Origin of the sequence: Streptomyces sp. NBC_00414 (assembly GCF_036038375.1) — a bacterium.
Classification (GTDB): domain Bacteria; phylum Actinomycetota; class Actinomycetes; order Streptomycetales; family Streptomycetaceae; genus Streptomyces.
The window spans coordinates 5,988,977-6,006,999 of sequence record NZ_CP107935.1; the positions used below are offsets into that span (position 1 = coordinate 5,988,977).

General features: G+C 69.1%; 14 protein-coding genes. All 14 read left to right on the forward strand.

What is annotated here, in order from left to right; all coding sequences use genetic code 11:
- The first annotated feature begins 17 nt into the window (after positions 1–17).
- Positions 18–572 carry a NuoB/complex I 20 kDa subunit family protein gene (locus OHS59_RS26065; RefSeq protein ID WP_328495815.1) on the forward strand — a complete coding sequence of 185 codons (555 nt, stop codon included), beginning with the start codon at positions 18–20 and terminating at the stop codon, positions 570–572.
- Entirely contained in the window at positions 569–1,318 is a 750-nt protein-coding gene (locus OHS59_RS26070; protein WP_328495816.1) for an NADH-quinone oxidoreductase subunit C, read from the forward strand. Before OHS59_RS26065 ends, OHS59_RS26070 begins: the two co-directional genes overlap by 4 nt.
- A complete protein-coding gene (locus OHS59_RS26075; protein ID WP_328495817.1) occupies positions 1,315–2,637 on the forward strand; it encodes an NADH-quinone oxidoreductase subunit D in 1,323 nt (440 codons plus the stop codon). Before OHS59_RS26070 ends, OHS59_RS26075 begins: the two co-directional genes overlap by 4 nt.
- Positions 2,634–3,515, forward strand: coding sequence for an NADH-quinone oxidoreductase subunit NuoE (nuoE, locus tag OHS59_RS26080; protein ID WP_328495818.1), 882 nt, complete (start codon positions 2,634–2,636; stop codon positions 3,513–3,515). Before OHS59_RS26075 ends, nuoE begins: the two co-directional genes overlap by 4 nt.
- Positions 3,515–4,897 carry an NADH-quinone oxidoreductase subunit NuoF gene (gene nuoF, locus OHS59_RS26085; RefSeq protein WP_328495819.1) on the forward strand — a complete coding sequence of 461 codons (1,383 nt, stop codon included), beginning with the start codon at positions 3,515–3,517 and terminating at the stop codon, positions 4,895–4,897. The genes nuoE and nuoF overlap by 1 nt, the downstream gene beginning before the upstream one ends.
- Positions 4,894–7,398: an NADH-quinone oxidoreductase subunit G gene (locus OHS59_RS26090; RefSeq protein WP_328495820.1), complete on the forward strand. Its 2,505-nt coding sequence runs from the start codon at positions 4,894–4,896 to the stop codon at positions 7,396–7,398. The genes nuoF and OHS59_RS26090 overlap by 4 nt, the downstream gene beginning before the upstream one ends.
- Entirely contained in the window at positions 7,395–8,792 is a 1,398-nt protein-coding gene (nuoH, locus tag OHS59_RS26095; RefSeq protein ID WP_328495821.1) for an NADH-quinone oxidoreductase subunit NuoH, read from the forward strand. The genes OHS59_RS26090 and nuoH overlap by 4 nt, the downstream gene beginning before the upstream one ends.
- The gene (gene nuoI, locus OHS59_RS26100; protein WP_328495822.1) at positions 8,785–9,426 is read left to right on the forward strand and encodes an NADH-quinone oxidoreductase subunit NuoI; all 642 of its coding nucleotides are present in this window, start codon (positions 8,785–8,787) and stop codon (positions 9,424–9,426) included. Before nuoH ends, nuoI begins: the two co-directional genes overlap by 8 nt.
- Entirely contained in the window at positions 9,423–10,289 is an 867-nt protein-coding gene (locus tag OHS59_RS26105) for an NADH-quinone oxidoreductase subunit J (protein ID WP_328495823.1), read from the forward strand. The genes nuoI and OHS59_RS26105 overlap by 4 nt, the downstream gene beginning before the upstream one ends.
- Positions 10,286–10,585 (forward strand): NADH-quinone oxidoreductase subunit NuoK, encoded by a 300-nt coding sequence (gene nuoK / locus OHS59_RS26110; protein WP_328495824.1) that lies wholly within the window; start codon positions 10,286–10,288, stop codon positions 10,583–10,585. The genes OHS59_RS26105 and nuoK overlap by 4 nt, the downstream gene beginning before the upstream one ends.
- Before the next feature lie 14 nt (positions 10,586–10,599).
- Positions 10,600–12,495: an NADH-quinone oxidoreductase subunit L gene (gene nuoL / locus OHS59_RS26115; RefSeq protein ID WP_328495825.1), complete on the forward strand. Its 1,896-nt coding sequence runs from the start codon at positions 10,600–10,602 to the stop codon at positions 12,493–12,495.
- A gap of 5 nt (positions 12,496–12,500) precedes the next feature.
- Entirely contained in the window at positions 12,501–14,072 is a 1,572-nt protein-coding gene (locus tag OHS59_RS26120; protein WP_328495826.1) for an NADH-quinone oxidoreductase subunit M, read from the forward strand.
- Complete coding sequence (gene nuoN, locus OHS59_RS26125; RefSeq protein WP_328495827.1) at positions 14,069–15,718, forward strand: NADH-quinone oxidoreductase subunit NuoN; 1,650 nt, start codon at positions 14,069–14,071, stop codon at positions 15,716–15,718. The genes OHS59_RS26120 and nuoN overlap by 4 nt, the downstream gene beginning before the upstream one ends.
- A 182-nt stretch (positions 15,719–15,900) precedes the next feature.
- Positions 15,901–17,913: a DNA helicase RecQ gene (gene recQ / locus OHS59_RS26130; RefSeq protein WP_328499359.1), complete on the forward strand. Its 2,013-nt coding sequence runs from the start codon at positions 15,901–15,903 to the stop codon at positions 17,911–17,913.
- The last annotated feature ends 110 nt before the right edge of the window (positions 17,914–18,023 follow it).

Below are 18,023 nucleotides of genomic sequence, written 5' to 3' on the forward strand. Positions count from 1 at the left end.
CAGAGGAGCCATTGAGCATGGGACTCGAAGAAAAGCTGCCGAGCGGCTTCCTGCTGACCACCGTCGAGCAGGCCGCGGGGTGGGTGCGCAAGTCGTCCGTCTTTCCCGCCACCTTCGGCCTCGCCTGCTGCGCCATCGAGATGATGACGACGGGCGCCGGCCGCTACGACCTGGCGCGCTTCGGCATGGAGGTCTTCCGCGGTTCGCCGCGGCAGGCCGACCTGATGATCGTCGCCGGCCGGGTCAGCCAGAAGATGGCGCCGGTCCTCAGGCAGGTCTACGACCAGATGCCGAACCCCAAGTGGGTCATCTCCATGGGGGTTTGCGCGTCGTCGGGCGGCATGTTCAACAACTACGCGATCGTGCAGGGCGTCGATCACATCGTCCCCGTCGACATCTACCTGCCCGGCTGCCCGCCGCGGCCCGAGATGCTGATGGACGCGATCCTCAAGCTGCACCAGAAGATCCAGTCCTCCAAGCTCGGCGTGAACGCCGAGGAAGCGGCCCGTGAGGCGGAGGAAGCGGCGCTCAAGGCGCTCCCCATTATCGAGATGAAGGGGCTGCTGCGGTGAGCGACGCGAACGGCAACGGCACGAACGGCGCCGATCCCGAGAAGGACCTCGGCGCATCCAACCTCCCGGGCCAGCGCGGTGACGGCGGGGAGGAGATCCGCGTCCAGCGCGGCATGTTCGGCGCGAACAACGGCGGGGACACCTCCGGATACGGCGGCCTGGTCCGCTCGATCCGCCTCCCCGGCCCGGCCGCCCGCCCGTACGGCGGCTGGTTCGACGAGGTCGCCGACGAGCTGGAGGGCGCCCTGGAGGAACAGGGCCTCGTCCCGGAGAACGCGATCGAGAAGACGATCGTCGACCGCGACGAGATGACCTTCCACATCGACCGGGAGCACCTGCTCCAGGTCGCGCAGACCCTGCGCGACGACCCGGCCCTGCGCTTCGAGCTCTGCACCGGAGTGAGCGGGGTCCACTACCCCGAGGACAAGGGCCGCGAGCTGCACGCCGTCTACCACCTGCGCTCGATCACCCACAACCGGCTGATCCGGCTCGAAGTCAGTGCCCCCGACAGCGACCCCCGCATCCCGTCCCTGGTCTCGGTCTATCCGACGAACGACTGGCACGAGCGCGAGACGTACGACTTCTTCGGCCTCGTCTTCGAAGGTCACCCGGCGCTGACGCGGATCATGATGCCGGACGACTGGCAGGGCTTCCCGCAGCGCAAGGACTATCCCCTCGGCGGCATCGCCGTCGAGTACAAGGGCGCCCAGATCCCGGCTCCGGACCAGCGGAGGTCGTACTCATGAGCACGCAGTCAGCATCGGCGCGGGAGACCACCGAGGGCACCGTCTACACGGTCACCGGTGGCGACTGGGACGAGGTCGTCCAGACCGCGGCCAGGGCCGACGACGAGCGCATCGTCGTCAACATGGGCCCGCAGCACCCGTCCACCCACGGCGTGCTCCGGCTCATCCTCGAAATCGAGGGCGAGACGGTCACCGAGGCCCGCTGCGGCATCGGCTACCTGCACACCGGCATCGAGAAGAACCTCGAATTCCGTACGTGGACACAGGGCACCACCTTCGTGACGCGCATGGACTACCTGACGTCCTTCTTCAACGAGGCCGCCTACTGTCTCGCCGTCGAGAAGCTCCTCGGCATCGAGGACCAGATCCCGGACCGCGCGACGATCATCCGTGTGCTCCTGATGGAGCTGAACCGGCTCTCCTCGCACCTGGTGTGCATCGCCACCGGCGGCATGGAGCTCGGCGCCACCACGATCATGATCTACGGCTTCCGCGACCGTGAACTCATCCTCGACATCTACGAGCTGATCACCGGCCTGCGCATGAACCACGCGTTCATCCGGCCCGGCGGCCTCGCCCAGGACCTGCCCCCGGGCGCCGTGGACCACATCCGCGAGTTCGTGAAGAAGATGCGGAAGAACCTTCCCGAGTACGACAAGCTCGCCACCGGGAACCCCATCTTCAAGGCCCGTATGCAGGACATCGGCCACCTCGACCTGGCCGGCTGCATGGCGCTCGGTGCCACCGGACCGATCCTGCGGTCCGCCGGCCTCCCGCACGACCTGCGCAAGGCCCAGCCGTACTGCGGTTACGAGACGTACGACTTCGACGTCCCGACCACGGACACCGCCGACGCGTACGGGCGCTTCCTCATCAGGCTCGAAGAGATGCGCCAGTCGCTCGCGATCGTCGAGCAGTGCCTGGACCGGCTGCAGCCCGGGCCGGTCATGGTCGCCGACAAGAAGATCGCCTGGCCCGCCCAGCTCGCGCTCGGCCCCGACGGCCTCGGCAACTCGCTCGACCACATCAAGAAGATCATGGGCACCTCCATGGAGGCCCTGATCCACCACTTCAAGCTGGTGACCGAGGGCTTCCGCGTCCCGCCGGGACAGGCGTACGCGGCCGTCGAGTCACCCAAGGGGGAACTCGGGGTGCACGTCGTGTCCGACGGCGGCACCCGCCCCTACCGGGTCCACTACCGGGACCCGTCCTTCACCAACCTGCAGGCCATGGCGGCGATGTGCGAGGGCGGCCAGATCGCCGACGTCATCGTCGCCGTCGCGTCCATCGACCCCGTGATGGGAGGCGTCGACCGGTGACCACGACTCCCGAGGGCGTCAGCCTGGGCATGCCCCAACTGCCCGCGCCCGATTACCCGGACGACGTCCGGACCCGGCTCGAAGCGGACGCGCGCGAGGTCATCGCCCGCTACCCGGACTCCCGGTCCGCCCTCCTTCCGCTGCTGCATCTCGTGCAGTCCGAGGAGGGCCATGTCACGCGCACGGGACAGCGGTTCTGCGCGGACATGCTCGGCCTCACCACGGCCGAGGTGACCGCGGTCGCGACCTTCTACTCCATGTACCGCCGCAAGCCGAGCGGCGACTACCAGGTGGGCGTCTGCACCAACACGCTGTGCGCGGTGATGGGCGGCGACGCGATCTTCGACGCCCTCCAGGACCACCTGGGTGTCGGCAACGGCGAGACCACCGGCGACGGCAAGGTCACCCTGGAGCACATCGAGTGCAACGCGGCCTGCGACTTCGCGCCGGTCGTGATGGTCAACTGGGAGTTCTTCGACAACCAGACCGTGGCGAGCGCCAAGAGCCTCGTCGACGACCTGCGCGCGGGAACCCAGGTCGAGCCGACCCGCGGCGCCCCCCTGTGCACGTTCAAGGATACCGCCCGCATCCTGGCGGGCTTCCCCGACGAGCGCCCCGGCGCGGTCGAGGCGAGCGGCGGCGCGGGCCCGGCCTCGCTGATCGGCCTCCGGCTGGCCAAGGGGGAGACGGCTCCCGCGCGGGTGGTGCACCCGCGCGGTTCCGGAGCTCCCGGTGCTTCCCGGGACGGGTCGCCGCACGACCCGTCACCGTCCGGCCAGTCACCGTCCGAGCACCTCAGTTCGCACGACGCACCGCAGGACACGGCGGCCTCCGACCCGGCCCACCCGGCCGGGCCCGCCGCCGAGGAGGGGGAGTGATGACCTTGTCCACTCAGTACGGGGGCACCTCCCGGCCGGAGACCGGCGGAGAGCACAGCCCCGAGAAGGTGCTCGCACCGGTGCTGTCGGCCTTCTGGGACGAGGACAAGTCCTGGACGCTGGACACGTACCGCAGGCACGACGGGTACGAGGGCCTGCGCAAGGCGCTCGCCATGTCGCCGGACGACCTCATCGCGTACGTGAAGGAATCCGGTCTGCGCGGTCGCGGCGGCGCGGGATTCCCCACCGGAATGAAGTGGCAGTTCATTCCCCAGGGCGACGGAAAGCCTCACTATCTGGTTGTCAACGCCGACGAATCGGAGCCGGGGACCTGTAAGGACATCCCGCTCCTCTTCGCGAACCCGCACAGCCTCATCGAGGGCATTGTGATCGCCTGTTACGCGATCCGGTCTTCGCACGCGTTCATCTATCTGCGGGGTGAAGTCGTCCCCGTACTGCGGCGCCTGCACGAGGCCGTGCGCGAGGCCCACGAGGCGGGCTACCTCGGTGAGAACATCCTGGGCAGCGGACTCGATCTCCAGCTCACCGTGCACGCGGGTGCGGGCGCGTACATCTGCGGTGAGGAGACCGCACTGCTCGACTCGCTCGAAGGCCGCCGTGGACAGCCGCGACTTCGTCCCCCTTTCCCTGCGGTCGCAGGTCTTTATGCCTGTCCCACTGTGGTGAACAACGTCGAGTCGATCGCGTCGGTTCCCGCGATTCTCCACAAGGGCAAAGAATGGTTCCGCTCGATGGGAAGCGAGAAGTCCCCCGGCTTCACGCTCTACTCGCTCAGCGGCCATGTCACCAGCCCCGGCCAGTACGAGGCGCCGCTCGGCATCACGCTCCGCCAGCTCCTCGACATGAGCGGCGGAATCCGGGCCGGACACCGCCTCAAGTTCTGGACGCCGGGCGGCTCCTCGACCCCGATGTTCACCGACGAACACCTCGACGTCCCTCTCGACTACGAGGGAGTGGGCGCCGCGGGTTCCATGCTCGGCACGAAAGCACTCCAGTGCTTCGACGAGACGACCTGTGTCGTACGGGCCGTCACCCGGTGGACCGAGTTCTACGCCCACGAGTCCTGCGGCAAGTGCACGCCCTGCCGCGAAGGCACGTACTGGCTCGTGCAGTTGCTGCGTGACATCGAGGCGGGCAAGGGCGTCATGTCCGACCTCGACAAGCTGAACGACATCGCCGACAACATCAACGGCAAGTCCTTCTGCGCCCTCGGCGACGGCGCCGCCTCGCCGATCTTCTCCTCCCTCAAGTACTTCCGCGAGGAGTACGAGGAGCACATCACGGGCCGCGGCTGCCCCTTCGACCCCGCCAGGTCGACGCTCTGGGCCGACAAGGACAAGCACACGGAGGTGAACGCATGACCGTGACCACAAGCGCTCCCTCCGGAGGCGGGGAGGCGGCGGTTCCGCCGGAGGATCTCGTCTCGCTGACGATCGACGGCATCGACATCAGCGTGCCCAAGGGCACCCTGGTCATCCGCGCCGCCGAACAGCTCGGCATCGAGATCCCCCGGTTCTGCGACCACCCCCTCCTCGACCCGGCCGGCGCCTGCCGCCAGTGCATCGTCGAGGTCGAGGGCCAGCGCAAGCCCATGGCGTCCTGCACGATCACCTGCACGGACGGGATGGTCGTCAAGACCCATCTCACCTCTCCGGTCGCCGAGAAGGCCCAGAAGGGTGTGATGGAGCTGCTGCTCATCAACCACCCGCTGGACTGTCCCGTCTGCGACAAGGGCGGCGAGTGCCCGCTGCAGAACCAGGCCATGTCGCACGGCCACTCCGAGTCCCGCTTCGAGGGCAGGAAGCGGACGTACGAGAAGCCCGTCGCGATCTCCACCCAGGTGCTGCTCGACCGTGAGCGGTGCGTGCTGTGCGCCCGCTGCACCCGGTTCTCCAACCAGGTCGCGGGCGACCCGATGATCGAACTGATCGAGCGGGGCGCGCTCCAGCAGGTCGGCACCGGCGAGGGCGACCCCTTCGAGTCGTACTTCTCCGGGAACACCATCCAGATCTGCCCGGTCGGCGCGCTCACCTCGGCGGCGTACCGATTCCGCTCGCGGCCCTTCGACCTGGTCTCGTCGCCCTCGGTGTGCGAGCACTGCTCCGGCGGCTGCGCGACCCGCACCGACCACCGGCGCGGCAAGGTCATGCGGCGTATCGCGGCGAACGACCCCGAGGTCAACGAGGAGTGGATCTGCGACAAGGGGCGCTTCGGCTTCCGGTACGCGCAAACGCGCGACCGGCTGACGACGCCTCTGGTGCGCGGCGAGTCCGGTGAGCTGGAGCCCGCCTCGTGGCCCGAGGCACTGGACGCGGCGGCCCGGGGACTCCTGGCGGCCCGCTCCCGGGCCGGTGTCCTCACCGGCGGCCGGCTGACCGTCGAGGACGCCTACGCGTACAGCAAGTTCGCGCGCGTGGCCCTCGACACGAACGACATCGACTTCCGCGCGCGCGTGCACAGCGCCGAGGAGGCCGACTTCCTGGCCGCCCGGGTCGCGGGCCGCGGCCGGGACCTCGACGGTACGGGCGTCACGTACACCGCCCTGGAGAAGGCGCCCGCGGTCCTGCTCGCCGGATTCGAGTCCGAGGAGGAGGCGCCCGGCGTCTTCCTGAGGCTCCGCAAGGCCTGGCGCGGACACGGACAGCGGACCTTCTCGCTGGCCACGCACGCGACCCGCGGACTGGAGAAGGCGGGCGGCACGCTGCTGTCGGCCGCCCCCGGCACCGAGACCGCGTGGCTGGACGCGCTGGCCTCCGGGACCGGCCTGGACGACGACGGGGCGAAGGCGGCCGAGGCGCTGCGCACCCCGGGCGCCGTGATCGTCGTCGGTGAACGGCTGGCCGCCGTGGCCGGCGGCCTCACCGCAGCCGTACGGGCCGCCACCGCGACCGGTGCCCAGCTGGTGTGGATCCCGCGCCGGGCCGGTGAACGCGGCGCGATCGAGGCGGGGGCGATGCCGTCGCTGCTGCCCGGCGGACGCCCGGCCACCGACCCGCGCGCGCGGGACGAGGTCACCCAGGCCTGGAAGATCGCCGTGCTTCCGCACCGGCACGGCCGCGACACCGGACAGATCGTCGAGGCCGCCGCCACCGGCGAACTCTCCGCGCTCGTCGTGGCGGGCGTCGAGGTCGCCGACCTCCCCGACCCCGCGCGTGCGCGTGCGGCACTCTCCGGAGTGGGCTTCCTGGTGTCGCTGGAACTGCGTCCCAGCGAGATCACCGAGCAGGCGGACGTCGTCTTCCCGGTCGCCGCGGTCGCCGAGAAGGCGGGCACCTTCCTCAACTGGGAGGGACGGGCACGTCTCTTCGAGGCCGCTCTCAAGCCCGACCAGATGACCCGCCGGGTGGCGCCCACCGACGCGCGCGTGCTGCAGATGCTGGCCGACGCCATGGACGTACACCTGGGGCTGCCCGACCTGCGGACCGTGCGCGGGGAGCTGGACCGGCTCGGTGCCTGGGACGGGCCGCGGGCCACCGAACCCCTGGAGACCGCGGCGCAGTTGCCGCGGCCCGCCGCCGGGGAGGCCGTGCTCGCCGGACACCGGCTGCTGCTCGACCAGGGCCGTCTCCAGGAGGGCGACGAGGCGCTCGCCGGGACCCGGCACGCCGCCCACGCGCGCGTGTCGGCCGCCACGGCCGCCGAGGCGGGCGTCAAGGACGGCGACACGCTGGCCGTGACGGGGCCCGCCGGAGTGCTCGAACTGCCGCTGCGGATCACGGAGATGCCCGACCGGGTGGTCTGGCTGCCGCTGAACTCCGCCGGGGGAGGCGTCGCCTCGGACACGGGCGCGGCTCCCGGCGCACTCGTCCGCATCGGACCGGCGACGCTCGCCGACGACGCTCCCAAGGAGGTGGAGGCATGACCCCGGACCTCACCGCGCCGGTGTACCTGGCCGCGGAGGACCTCTCCGTGTTCGGTCGCGACGTCTGGTGGCTGGTCGTCATCAAGGCGGTCTTCTGCTTCGCCTTCCTGATGATCACCGTGCTCTTCTCCATCGTGTGGGAGCGCAAGGTCGTCGCCTGGATGCAGCTGCGCATCGGCCCCAACCGGCACGGCCCCTGGGGCATGCTCCAGTCGCTCGCCGACGGCATCAAGCTGATGCTCAAGGAAGACCTGATCGTCAAGCGCGCGGACAAGGTCGTCTACATCCTCGCGCCGATCATCGCGGCGATCCCGGCCTTCATGGCGATCGCGGTGATCCCCTTCGGGCCGGCCGACAACCAGATCTCGATCTTCGGCCAGCGCACCACGATGCAGCTCACCGACCTGCCGATCGCGATGCTCTACATCCTCGCGGTCGCCTCGGTCGGCATCTACGGCATCGTCCTCGCGGGCTGGTCCTCCGGGTCCACGTATCCGCTGCTCGGCGGTCTGCGCTCGTGCGCGCAGATGATCTCGTACGAGATCGCCATGGGCGCCGCGTTCGCTTCGGTGTTCCTGTACTCCGGCTCGATGTCGACCTCGGAGATCGTCGCCCAGCAGCAGGACCGCTGGTACATCATCCTGCTGCCGGTGTCGTTCCTGATCTACATCGTGACGATGGTCGGCGAGACCAACCGCGCCCCCTTCGACATGCCGGAGTCCGAGGGCGACCTGGTCGGCGGCTTCAACACCGAGTACTCGTCCATCAAGTTCGCGCTGTTCATGCTCGCCGAGTACGTGAACATGGTGACCGTCTCCGCGGTCTCCGTGACGCTCTTCCTGGGCGGCTGGCGGGCTCCCTGGCCGATCAGCACCTTCTGGGAGGGCGCCAACCACGGCTGGTGGCCGATGCTGTGGTTCGTCATCAAGGTGCAGCTGCTGCTGTTCTTCTTCATCTGGCTGCGCGGCACGCTGCCCCGCGTGCGCTACGACCAGCTGATGAAGCTCGGCTGGAAGGTCCTGATCCCGGTCTCCGTGGTCTGGCTGATGCTGGTCGCGACCGTGCGGACCCTGCGGAACGAGAACTACGACTTCGCCGACATCGCCCTGTACGTGGGCGGCGGCGTCCTCGTCCTGCTGCTGCTCTCGTTCATCGTCGACATGTTCCGCGAACGCAAGGACGCCGAGAGCGCCCGGGAGGCGCCGGACGAACCCGTCGCCTTCGACCCGATGGCGGGCGGATATCCCGTGCCGCCGCTGCCGGGACAGGAGCTGCCGCCGGTGCCCCGGCGCCGCCCGCGCCGGGAGCGGGAGTTGATTGTCAGTGGTGGCGTGAATACTGACAGTGACGGATCCGATGGAACTCGTGACGGAAAGGAGGCGTCCGATGGCTGATGAGCAGAAGGAGACCAAATCCGGTTTCCAGAATCCCGTCGCAGGCTTCGGCGTGACCTTCAAGGCCATGTTCAAGAAGCGGCTGACCGAGCAGTATCCGGAACAGCAGAAGACCACCGCACCGCGCTTCCACGGCCGGCACCAGCTCAACCGGCATCCGGACGGCCTGGAGAAGTGCGTCGGCTGCGAGCTGTGCGCCTGGGCGTGTCCCGCCGACGCCATCTACGTGGAGGGCGCGGACAACACCGAGGAGGAGCGCTACTCCCCGGGCGAGCGGTACGGGCGCGTCTACCAGATCAACTACGCCCGCTGCATCCTGTGCGGCCTGTGCATCGAGGCGTGCCCCACGCGCGCGCTGACGATGACCAACGAGTTCGAGCTGGCCGACAGCAGCCGCGCCAACCTCATCTACACCAAGGAGCAGCTGCTCGCCGGCCTGGAGGAGGGCATGGTCGAGTCGCCGCACTCGATCTTCCCGGGCATGGACGAGCAGGACTACTACCAGGGGCTGGTCACCGAGGCCGCGCCCGGTACGAAGCCGCAGGTCGCCGTCTCCAAGGGCGAGGTGCCGCAGGAGGCCGCGTCGACCTTCGGCGAGGACGAGCCGGCGTCGGAGCGGGTGATCGGCCGATGACCGCGCAACTCGCCGCCCACTCCGGCTCCCTGGCGGCCGATGCCGCCACCTCCCTGGCGGCCTACTCGACCTCCACCGGCGAGGCATTCCAGTTCTGGATCCTCGGCACCGTCGCCGTGATCGGCGCCCTGTGCACCGTCTTCATGAAGAAGTCCGTGCACAGCGCGCTCTGCCTCGCCGGAACCATGATCATCCTGGCGGTGTTCTACCTCGCCAACGGTGCCTACTTCCTGGGCATCGTGCAGGTCGTCGTCTACACCGGCGCGATCATGATGCTGTTCCTCTTCGTGGTCATGCTCGTCGGTGTCACCGCGGCGGACTCCCTGAAGGAGACCATCAAGGGCCAGCGCTGGCTGGCCCTCCTGTGCGGGCTCGGCTTCGGGATCCTGCTGTGCGCGGGCATCGGCAACGCGTCGCTGAACGAGTTCGAGGGCCTGGCCCAGGCCAACGCCGGCGGCAACGTGGAGGGCCTCGCCGCCCTCATCTTCACGAAGTACGTCTTCGCCTTCGAGATCACCGGCGCCCTGCTCATCACGGCCGCCGTCGGCGCCATGGTGCTCACCCACCGGGAGCGCACCGAGCGGGCCAAGACCCAGCGCGAGCTGGCCGGTGAGCGCGTACGGGCGAACAAGCAGCTTCCGCCGCTGCCCGCCCCCGGCGTCTACGCCCGGCACAACGCGGTGGACATCGCCGGTCTCCTCCCGGACGGCACCCCGTCCGAACTGACCGTCATCAGCACGCTCCGCGAGCGCGGTCAGATCCGCGACGTGTCGGACGAGGCCATCAAGGACCTGAAGGCCCTTGAACAGCGTTCCGGGGAGCGGCTCGGCCGCGAAGGCCGCGCAGAGGAGGCCGCGAAGTGAATCCCGTCAACTACCTCTACCTCGCCGCCGTGTTGTTCACGATCGGCGCCTCGGGTGTCCTGATCAGGCGGAACGCGATCGTGGTGTTCATGTGCATCGAGCTGATGCTCAACGCCTGCAACCTCGCGTTCGTCGCCTTCTCCCGTATGCACGGCAATCTCGACGGCCAGATCATCGCCTTCTTCACGATGGTCGTCGCCGCCGCGGAGGTCGTGGTCGGGCTCGCGATCATCGTGTCGCTGTTCCGTTCCCGCCACTCGGCCTCGGTCGACGACGCCAGCCTGATGAAGCTGTAAGGGGTCGCTGAATCGTGGAGAATCTGATTGCGCTGCTGGTGGCAGCGCCTCTGCTCGGAGCGGCCGTACTGCTGTGCGGCGGCAGACGGCTCGATGCCGTCGGCCACTGGATCGGCACGGTCCTCGCGTCCGCCTCCTTCGTGATCGGCGCGGTCCTCTTCGCCGACATGCTGGGCAAGGACGAGGAGCACCGGGCCCTCGCCCAGCACCTGTTCAGCTGGATCCCCGTCGAGGGCTTCCAGGCGGACATCGCCTTCCAGCTCGACCAGCTGTCGATGACGTTCGTGCTGCTGATCACCGGCGTCGGCTCGCTCATCCACGTGTACTCGATCGGGTACATGGAGCACGACGAGCGCCGCCGCCGCTTCTTCGGCTATCTGAACCTGTTCCTCGCGGCGATGCTGCTGCTCGTCCTCGCCGACAACTACCTGCTCCTGTACGTCGGCTGGGAGGGCGTGGGCCTCGCCTCCTACCTGCTCATCGGCTTCTGGCAGCACAAGCCCAGCGCCGCCACCGCCGCGAAGAAGGCCTTCCTGGTCAACCGCGTCGGCGACATGGGCCTGTCGATCGCCATCATGCTGATGTTCACCACCTTCGGGACCTTCGCCTTCGGGCCGGTCCTGGAGGCCACCGGTGAGACCGGCGAGGGCAAGCTCACCGCCATCGGGCTGATGCTGCTGCTCGCCGCCTGCGGCAAGTCCGCCCAGGTGCCGCTGCAGTCCTGGCTCGGCGACGCGATGGAGGGCCCGACCCCGGTCTCGGCCCTCATCCACGCCGCGACCATGGTGACCGCGGGTGTGTACCTGATCGTCCGCTCCGGGGAGATCTTCAACGCCGCGCCGGACGCCCAGCTGGTGACCACCGTCGTCGGAGCGGTCACGCTCCTCTTCGGTGCGATCGTCGGTTGCGCCAAGGACGACATCAAGAAGGCCCTCGCCGGTTCGACGATGTCGCAGATCGGCTACATGATCCTCGCGGCGGGCCTCGGCCCCATCGGCTACGTCTTCGCGATCATGCACCTGGTGACGCACGGCTTCTTCAAGGCCGGGCTCTTCCTCGGCGCCGGTTCGGTCATGCACGGCATGAACGACGAGGTCGACATGCGGAAGTACGGCGGTCTGCGCAAGCACATGCCGGTCACCTTCGTGACGTTCGGCCTCGGCTACCTCGCCATCATCGGCTTCCCCGGCCTGTCCGGCTTCTTCTCCAAGGACAAGATCATCGAGGCCGCCTTCGCCAAGGGCGGCACCGAGGGCTGGATCCTCGGAAGCGTGGCCCTGCTGGGCGCGGCCATCACCGCGTTCTACATGACGCGCGTGATGCTGATGACGTTCTTCGGTGAGAAGCGCTGGCAGCCCGACGAGAACGGCCACGAGCCGCACCCGCACGAGTCGCCGAAGTCCATGACGATCCCCATGATCGTGCTGGCCTTCGGATCGGTCTTCGCGGGCGGCTTCTTCGGCATCGGCGACCGTTTCCTGCACTGGCTGGAGCCCGTCACCGAGCACACGCACGGACACCCGCCGATCGGCGCGACGACCGTCACGCTCTCCACGATGGTCGTGCTCGTCATCGGCGTCGGCCTCGCCTACCTCCAGTACGGGCGCCGTCCGGTCCCGGTCGTCGCCCCGCGCGGCTCCCTGCTCACCCGGGCCGCCCGCCGCGACCTCCTTCAGGACGACTTCAACCACGTCGTCCTGGTGCGCGGCGGCGAGCACCTCACGCGGTCCCTGGTGTACGTCGACCACACCCTGGTCGACGGCGTCGTCAACGGCACGGCGGCCTCGATGGGCGGTCTCTCCGGACGGCTCCGCAAGCTGCAGAACGGCTACGCGCGCTCGTACGCCGTCTCGATGTTCGGCGGTGCGGCGATCCTCATCGCCGCGACCCTGCTGATGAGGGCGGTCTGATACCGATGTCCTTTCCTCTGCTGACAGCGACGGCGGCCCTCCCGGCGATCGGGGCTATCGCCACGGCCGCCGTGCCGGCCGCCCGCCGCTCCGCCGCCAAGTGGCTGGCGCTGCTCGTCTCGCTCGCCACCCTGGCCCTCGCCGTCGTCGTCCTGGTCCGCTTCGACCCCGACGGCGACCGCTACCAGCTCACCGAATCGCACTCCTGGATCAAGGACTTCGGGGTGCGGTACGAGCTGGGCGTGGACGGCATCGCGGTCGCGCTGATCGCGCTGACCGCCCTGCTCATCCCGTTCGTGATCCTCGCGGGCTGGCACGACGCCGACCCGCTGGAGACCCACAGCAGCCGCTGGCGGCCGACCCAGGGCTTCTTCGCCCTGATCCTCGGCGTCGAGGCGATGGTGATCATCTCCTTCGAGGCCACCGACGTCTTCCTCTTCTACATCTTCTTCGAAGCCATGCTCATCCCGATGTACTTCCTCATCGGCGGCTTCGGGGACCGCGCCCACGCGGGCTCGGACGAACACGCGGCGGCACAGCGCTCGTACGCCGCCGTGAAGTTCCTCCTCTACAACCTGGTCGGCGGCCTGATCATGCTGGCCGCCGTGATCGGCCTCTACGTGGTGGCGGGGAACTTCTCGCTCCAGGAGATCGCCGAGGCCCGGGCCAACGGCTCGCTGGACATGGCGACCAACACCGAGCGATGGCTGTTCCTGGGCTTCTTCTTCGCCTTCGCGGTGAAGGCGCCCCTGTGGCCGCTCCACACCTGGCTGCCCAACGCCATGGGGGAGGCCACCGCCCCGGTCGCCGTACTGATCACCGCGGTGGTCGACAAGGTCGGCACCTTCGCGATGCTCCGCTTCTGCCTCCAGCTCTTCCCGGAGGCCTCGAAGTGGGCGACGCCCGCGATCCTCGTCCTCGCCCTGATCAGCATCATCTACGGGGCGCTGCTCGCGGTCGGCCAGCGGGACATCAAGCGTCTGGTGGCGTACGCGTCGATCTCCCACTTCGGGTTCATCATCATGGGCATCTTCGCGATGACCAGCCAGGGGCAGTCGGGCGCGACGCTCTACATGGTCAACCACGGGATCTCGACCGCCGCGCTGATGCTGGTGGCCGGCTTCCTGATCTCGCGGCGCGGCTCGCGTCTGATCGCCGACTACGGAGGGGTGCAGAAAGTCGCCCCGGTGCTCGCGGGCACCTTCCTGATCGGCAGCCTGGCGACGCTGTCGCTGCCGGGACTCGCGCCGTTCGTGAGCGAGTTCCTGGTCCTGATCGGCACGTTCGCGCGCTACCCGGTGATCGGGATCATCGCCACCTTCGGCATCGTCCTCGCCGCGCTCTACACCCTCGTCCTCTATCAGCGGACGATGACGGGCCCGGTGAAGCCGGAGGTCTCGGCCATGCCCGACCTCAAGGTGCGGGAGCTCCTGGTGGTCACCCCGCTGATCGCCCTGCTGATCTTCCTCGGCGTCTACCCGAAGCCCCTCACCGACATCGTCAACCCGGCGGTCAAACAGACCATGTCCGACGTACACAAGAAGGACCCCAAGCCTGAGGTGGAGGCCGCCAAGTGAGCGCAACAGCCGTCCACAGCCTGTGGACAACGGCGGCCGATCCGATCCAGAAGATCGACGCGCCGAACATCGAGTACGGGCAGCTGTCGCCCACCCTGATCGTCATCGGAGCGGCCGTCGTCGGAATCCTGGTCGAGGCGTTCGTGCCGCGCAGGTCCCGCTACTACGCGCAGATCTTCGTGTCCGTCGTCGCCCTCGCCGCCGCGTTCGCCGCGGTCGTCGGGCTCGCGGCGAGCGGATACGGCACCACCAAGGCCGGCATCGCCGCGATGGGCGCCGTCGCCGTCGACGGACCCGCGCTCTTCCTTCAGGGCATCATCCTGCTGGTAGGCGTACTGGGAGTGTTCACCTTCGCCGAGCGGCGCCTCGATCCCGTGGCGCACGGCAACCGCGTCGACTCGTTCGCCGCACAGGCCGCCTCCGTACCGGGCAGCGACAGCGAGAAGGCCGCCGTCAAGGCGGGCTTCACCACCACCGAGGTGTTCCCGCTGCTGCTCTTCGCCATCGGCGGCATGCTCGTCTTCCCGGCGGCGAACGACCTGCTGACGCTCTTCATCGCGCTGGAGGTCTTCTCGCTGCCGCTGTACCTGCTGTGCGCCGTGGCCCGCCGCAAGCGGATCATGTCGCAGGAGGCCGCGGTCAAGTACTTCCTGCTCGGCGCCTTCGCCTCCGCGTTCACCCTCTTCGGCATCGCCCTGCTCTACGGCTACGCCGGCTCCGTGTCGTACGCGACGATCGCCCAGGTCGTCGACGGCACGGTCCAGTCGGTGAACCCGGCCCTCGCCGACACCATGGGCAACGACGCGCTGCTGCTCATCGGCGCCGCGATGGTCGTCATGGGCCTGCTGTTCAAGGTCGGCGCGGTGCCGTTCCACATGTGGACCCCGGACGTCTACCAGGGCGCGCCGACCCCGGTGACCGGCTTCATGGCCGCCGCGACCAAGGTGGCCGCCTTCGGCGCGCTGCTGAGGCTCCTGTACGTCGTCCTGCCGGGCCTGCGCTGGGACTGGCGGCCGGTGATGATGGGCGTTGCGGTCGTCACCATGCTGGGCGGCGCGATCGTCGCTATCACCCAGACCGACATCAAGCGGCTCCTCGCGTACTCGTCGATCGCGCACGCGGGATTCATCCTCGCGGGTGTCATCGCGACCACGCCGGACGGTGTGTCGTCGGTGCTCTTCTACCTGGGCGCGTACTCGTTCGTGACGATCGGCGCGTTCGCGGTGGTCACCCTCGTCCGGGACGCGGGCGGCGAGGCCACGCACCTGTCCAAGTGGGCCGGACTCGGACGCAGGTCACCGCTGGTGGCGGCCGTGTTCGCGGTCTTCCTGCTGGCCTTCGCGGGCATCCCGCTGACCTCCGGCTTCGCGGGCAAGTTCGCCGTGTTCAAGGCGGCGGCCGAGGGCGGCGCGGGCGCGCTGGTCGTGGTCGGTGTCATCTCGTCGGCCATCGCGGCGTTCTTCTACATCCGAGTGATCGTGCTGATGTTCTTCAGCGAGCCCCGTCCCGACGGACCGACGGTCGCCGTGCCGTCACCCCTGACGATGACGGCGATCGCGGTGGGCGTGGCGGTCACGCTGGTGCTCGGTGTGGCACCGCAGTACTTCCTCGATCTGGCAGGACAGTCGGGCGTATTCGTCCGCTGAGAACTCGGTGAGTCGTGGGCCCCGGTTCCGTACGGAACCGGGGCCCACGCCGTTTATCGGGACGGTCCGGCATGCGCGTTGCGCGGATACTCCGTCGCAGCCTGTGGATAACTCCGATGCTGTCGGTGCGGACCCCTATCGTGGACGCAGTGGTCGAGGCACGACGTACGGGGGACGGGACGATGGGCGGGACGGGTGTGATGACAGAGGTGGCGGAGAGCGAAGCGCTCGCAACGCTCCACCGGGTCTTCGGGTACGAGGCCTTCCGAGGCGAGCAGGAAGCCGTCATCGAGCATGTGGTGAGCGGCGGGGACGCCGTCGTCCTCATGCCGACGGGCGGCGGAAAGTCGCTCTGCTACCAGATTCCGGCCCTGGTCAGACCGGGTACGGGTGTGGTGGTCTCCCCGCTCATCGCGCTGATGCAGGACCAGGTGGACGCGCTGCGGGCGCTCGGCGTGCGCGCCGGGTTCATGAACTCCACGCAGGACTTCGGCGAGCGGCGCACGGTCGAGGCCGAGTTCCTCGCGGGCGAGCTAGACGTGATCTACCTCGCACCGGAGCGGCTGCGCCTGGAGTCCACGCTCGACCTCCTCAAGCGCGGAAAGATCTCCGTCTTCGCGATCGACGAGGCGCACTGCGTGTCCCAGTGGGGCCACGACTTCCGCCCCGACTACCTCTCGCTCTCGCTGCTGGGCGAGCGCTGGCCGGACGTACCGCGCATCGCGCTGACCGCGACGGCCACGCACGCGACACACAAGGAGATCACCGAGCGCCTGGGCATGCCGGAAGCGCGCCACTTCGTGGCCAGCTTCGACCGGCCCAACATCCAGTACCGGATCGTGCCCAAGGCCGACCCCAAGAAGCAGCTGCTGGCCTTCCTCCAGGAGGAGCACGCGGGCGACGCGGGCATCGTGTACTGCCTCTCGCGCAACTCCGTCGAGAAGACGGCCGAGTTCCTCGCCCGCAACGGCATCGCGGCGGTGCCGTACCACGCGGGCCTCGACTCGGGCACGCGCGCCGCCCACCAGTCGCGGTTCCTGCGCGAGGACGGCCTGGTGGTGTGCGCGACCATCGCCTTCGGCATGGGCATCGACAAGCCGGACGTGCGGTTCGTCGCCCACCTCGACCTGCCGAAGTCCGTCGAGGGCTACTACCAGGAGACGGGCCGCGCGGGCCGCGACGGAATGCCGTCCACGGCCTGGATGGCCTACGGCCTGAACGACGTCATACAACAGCGCAAGATGATCCAGTCGAGCGAGGGCGACGAGGCGTTCCGCCGCCGGGCGGCCTCGCATCTCGAAGCGATGCTCGCCCTGTGCGAGACCGCCCAGTGCCGGCGTGCCCAGCTGCTCGCCTACTTCGGCCAGGACCCCGCGGCCGAGGCGTGCGGGAACTGCGACACCTGCCTGGTGCCGCCGGAGACCTGGGACGGCACGGTCGCGGCCCAGAAGGTGCTGTCCACCGTGGTGCGGCTGCAGCGCGAGCGGGGGCAGAAGTTCGGGGCGATCCAGATCGTCGACATCCTGCTTGGGCGCAAGACGGCCAAGGTCATCCAGTTCGACCACGACCAGCTGTCCGTCTTCGGCATCGGCGAGGACCTGGACGAGGGCGCGTGGCGCGGTGTCGTCCGCCAGATGCTGGCCCAGGGCCTCCTCGCGGTCGAGGGCGCGTACGGGACGCTGGTCCTGACCGAGGCGAGCGGGACCGTGCTGCGGCGCGAGCGGGAGGTACCGCTGCGCAAGGAGCAGCCGAAGCCGGTGACCTCCAAGGGGTCGTCCTCTTCGTCCGGTTCCGGCCGGGCCGAGCGCAAGGCCAAGGCGGCGGCCGCGGCGGCCGAGCTTCCCTCGTCGCTGCACCCCGCCTTCGAGGCCCTGCGCGCCTGGCGTGCCGGGCAGGCCAAGGAGCAGGGAGTCCCGGCGTACGTCATCTTCCACGACGCGACCCTGCGGGAGATCGCCACGCTGTGGCCCACCTCCGTCCCGGAGCTGGGCGGCATCAGCGGAATCGGCGAGAAGAAACTCGCGACGTACGGGGAGGGCGTGGTCGGAGTCCTGGCCTCCCTGGAGCGCCCCACCGAGGCACCGAAAACCTCGGAAAGCGCCGCCGCCCCGCCCCCACAGCGCCGAAGCACCGGTGACCCGGACCTGTACTGGCCAGAAATGGAACCAGAACCGGAACCGGAGGACTGGATGTAGGGGAGGCCCCGCCCCTAGGGGGCGCGGGGAACGGCGCGCTCGGCCCCGACGGACCCGCACCTGACACACGACCGCAACCCCCACCTCCTCCAGGGGCGCGGGGAACTGCG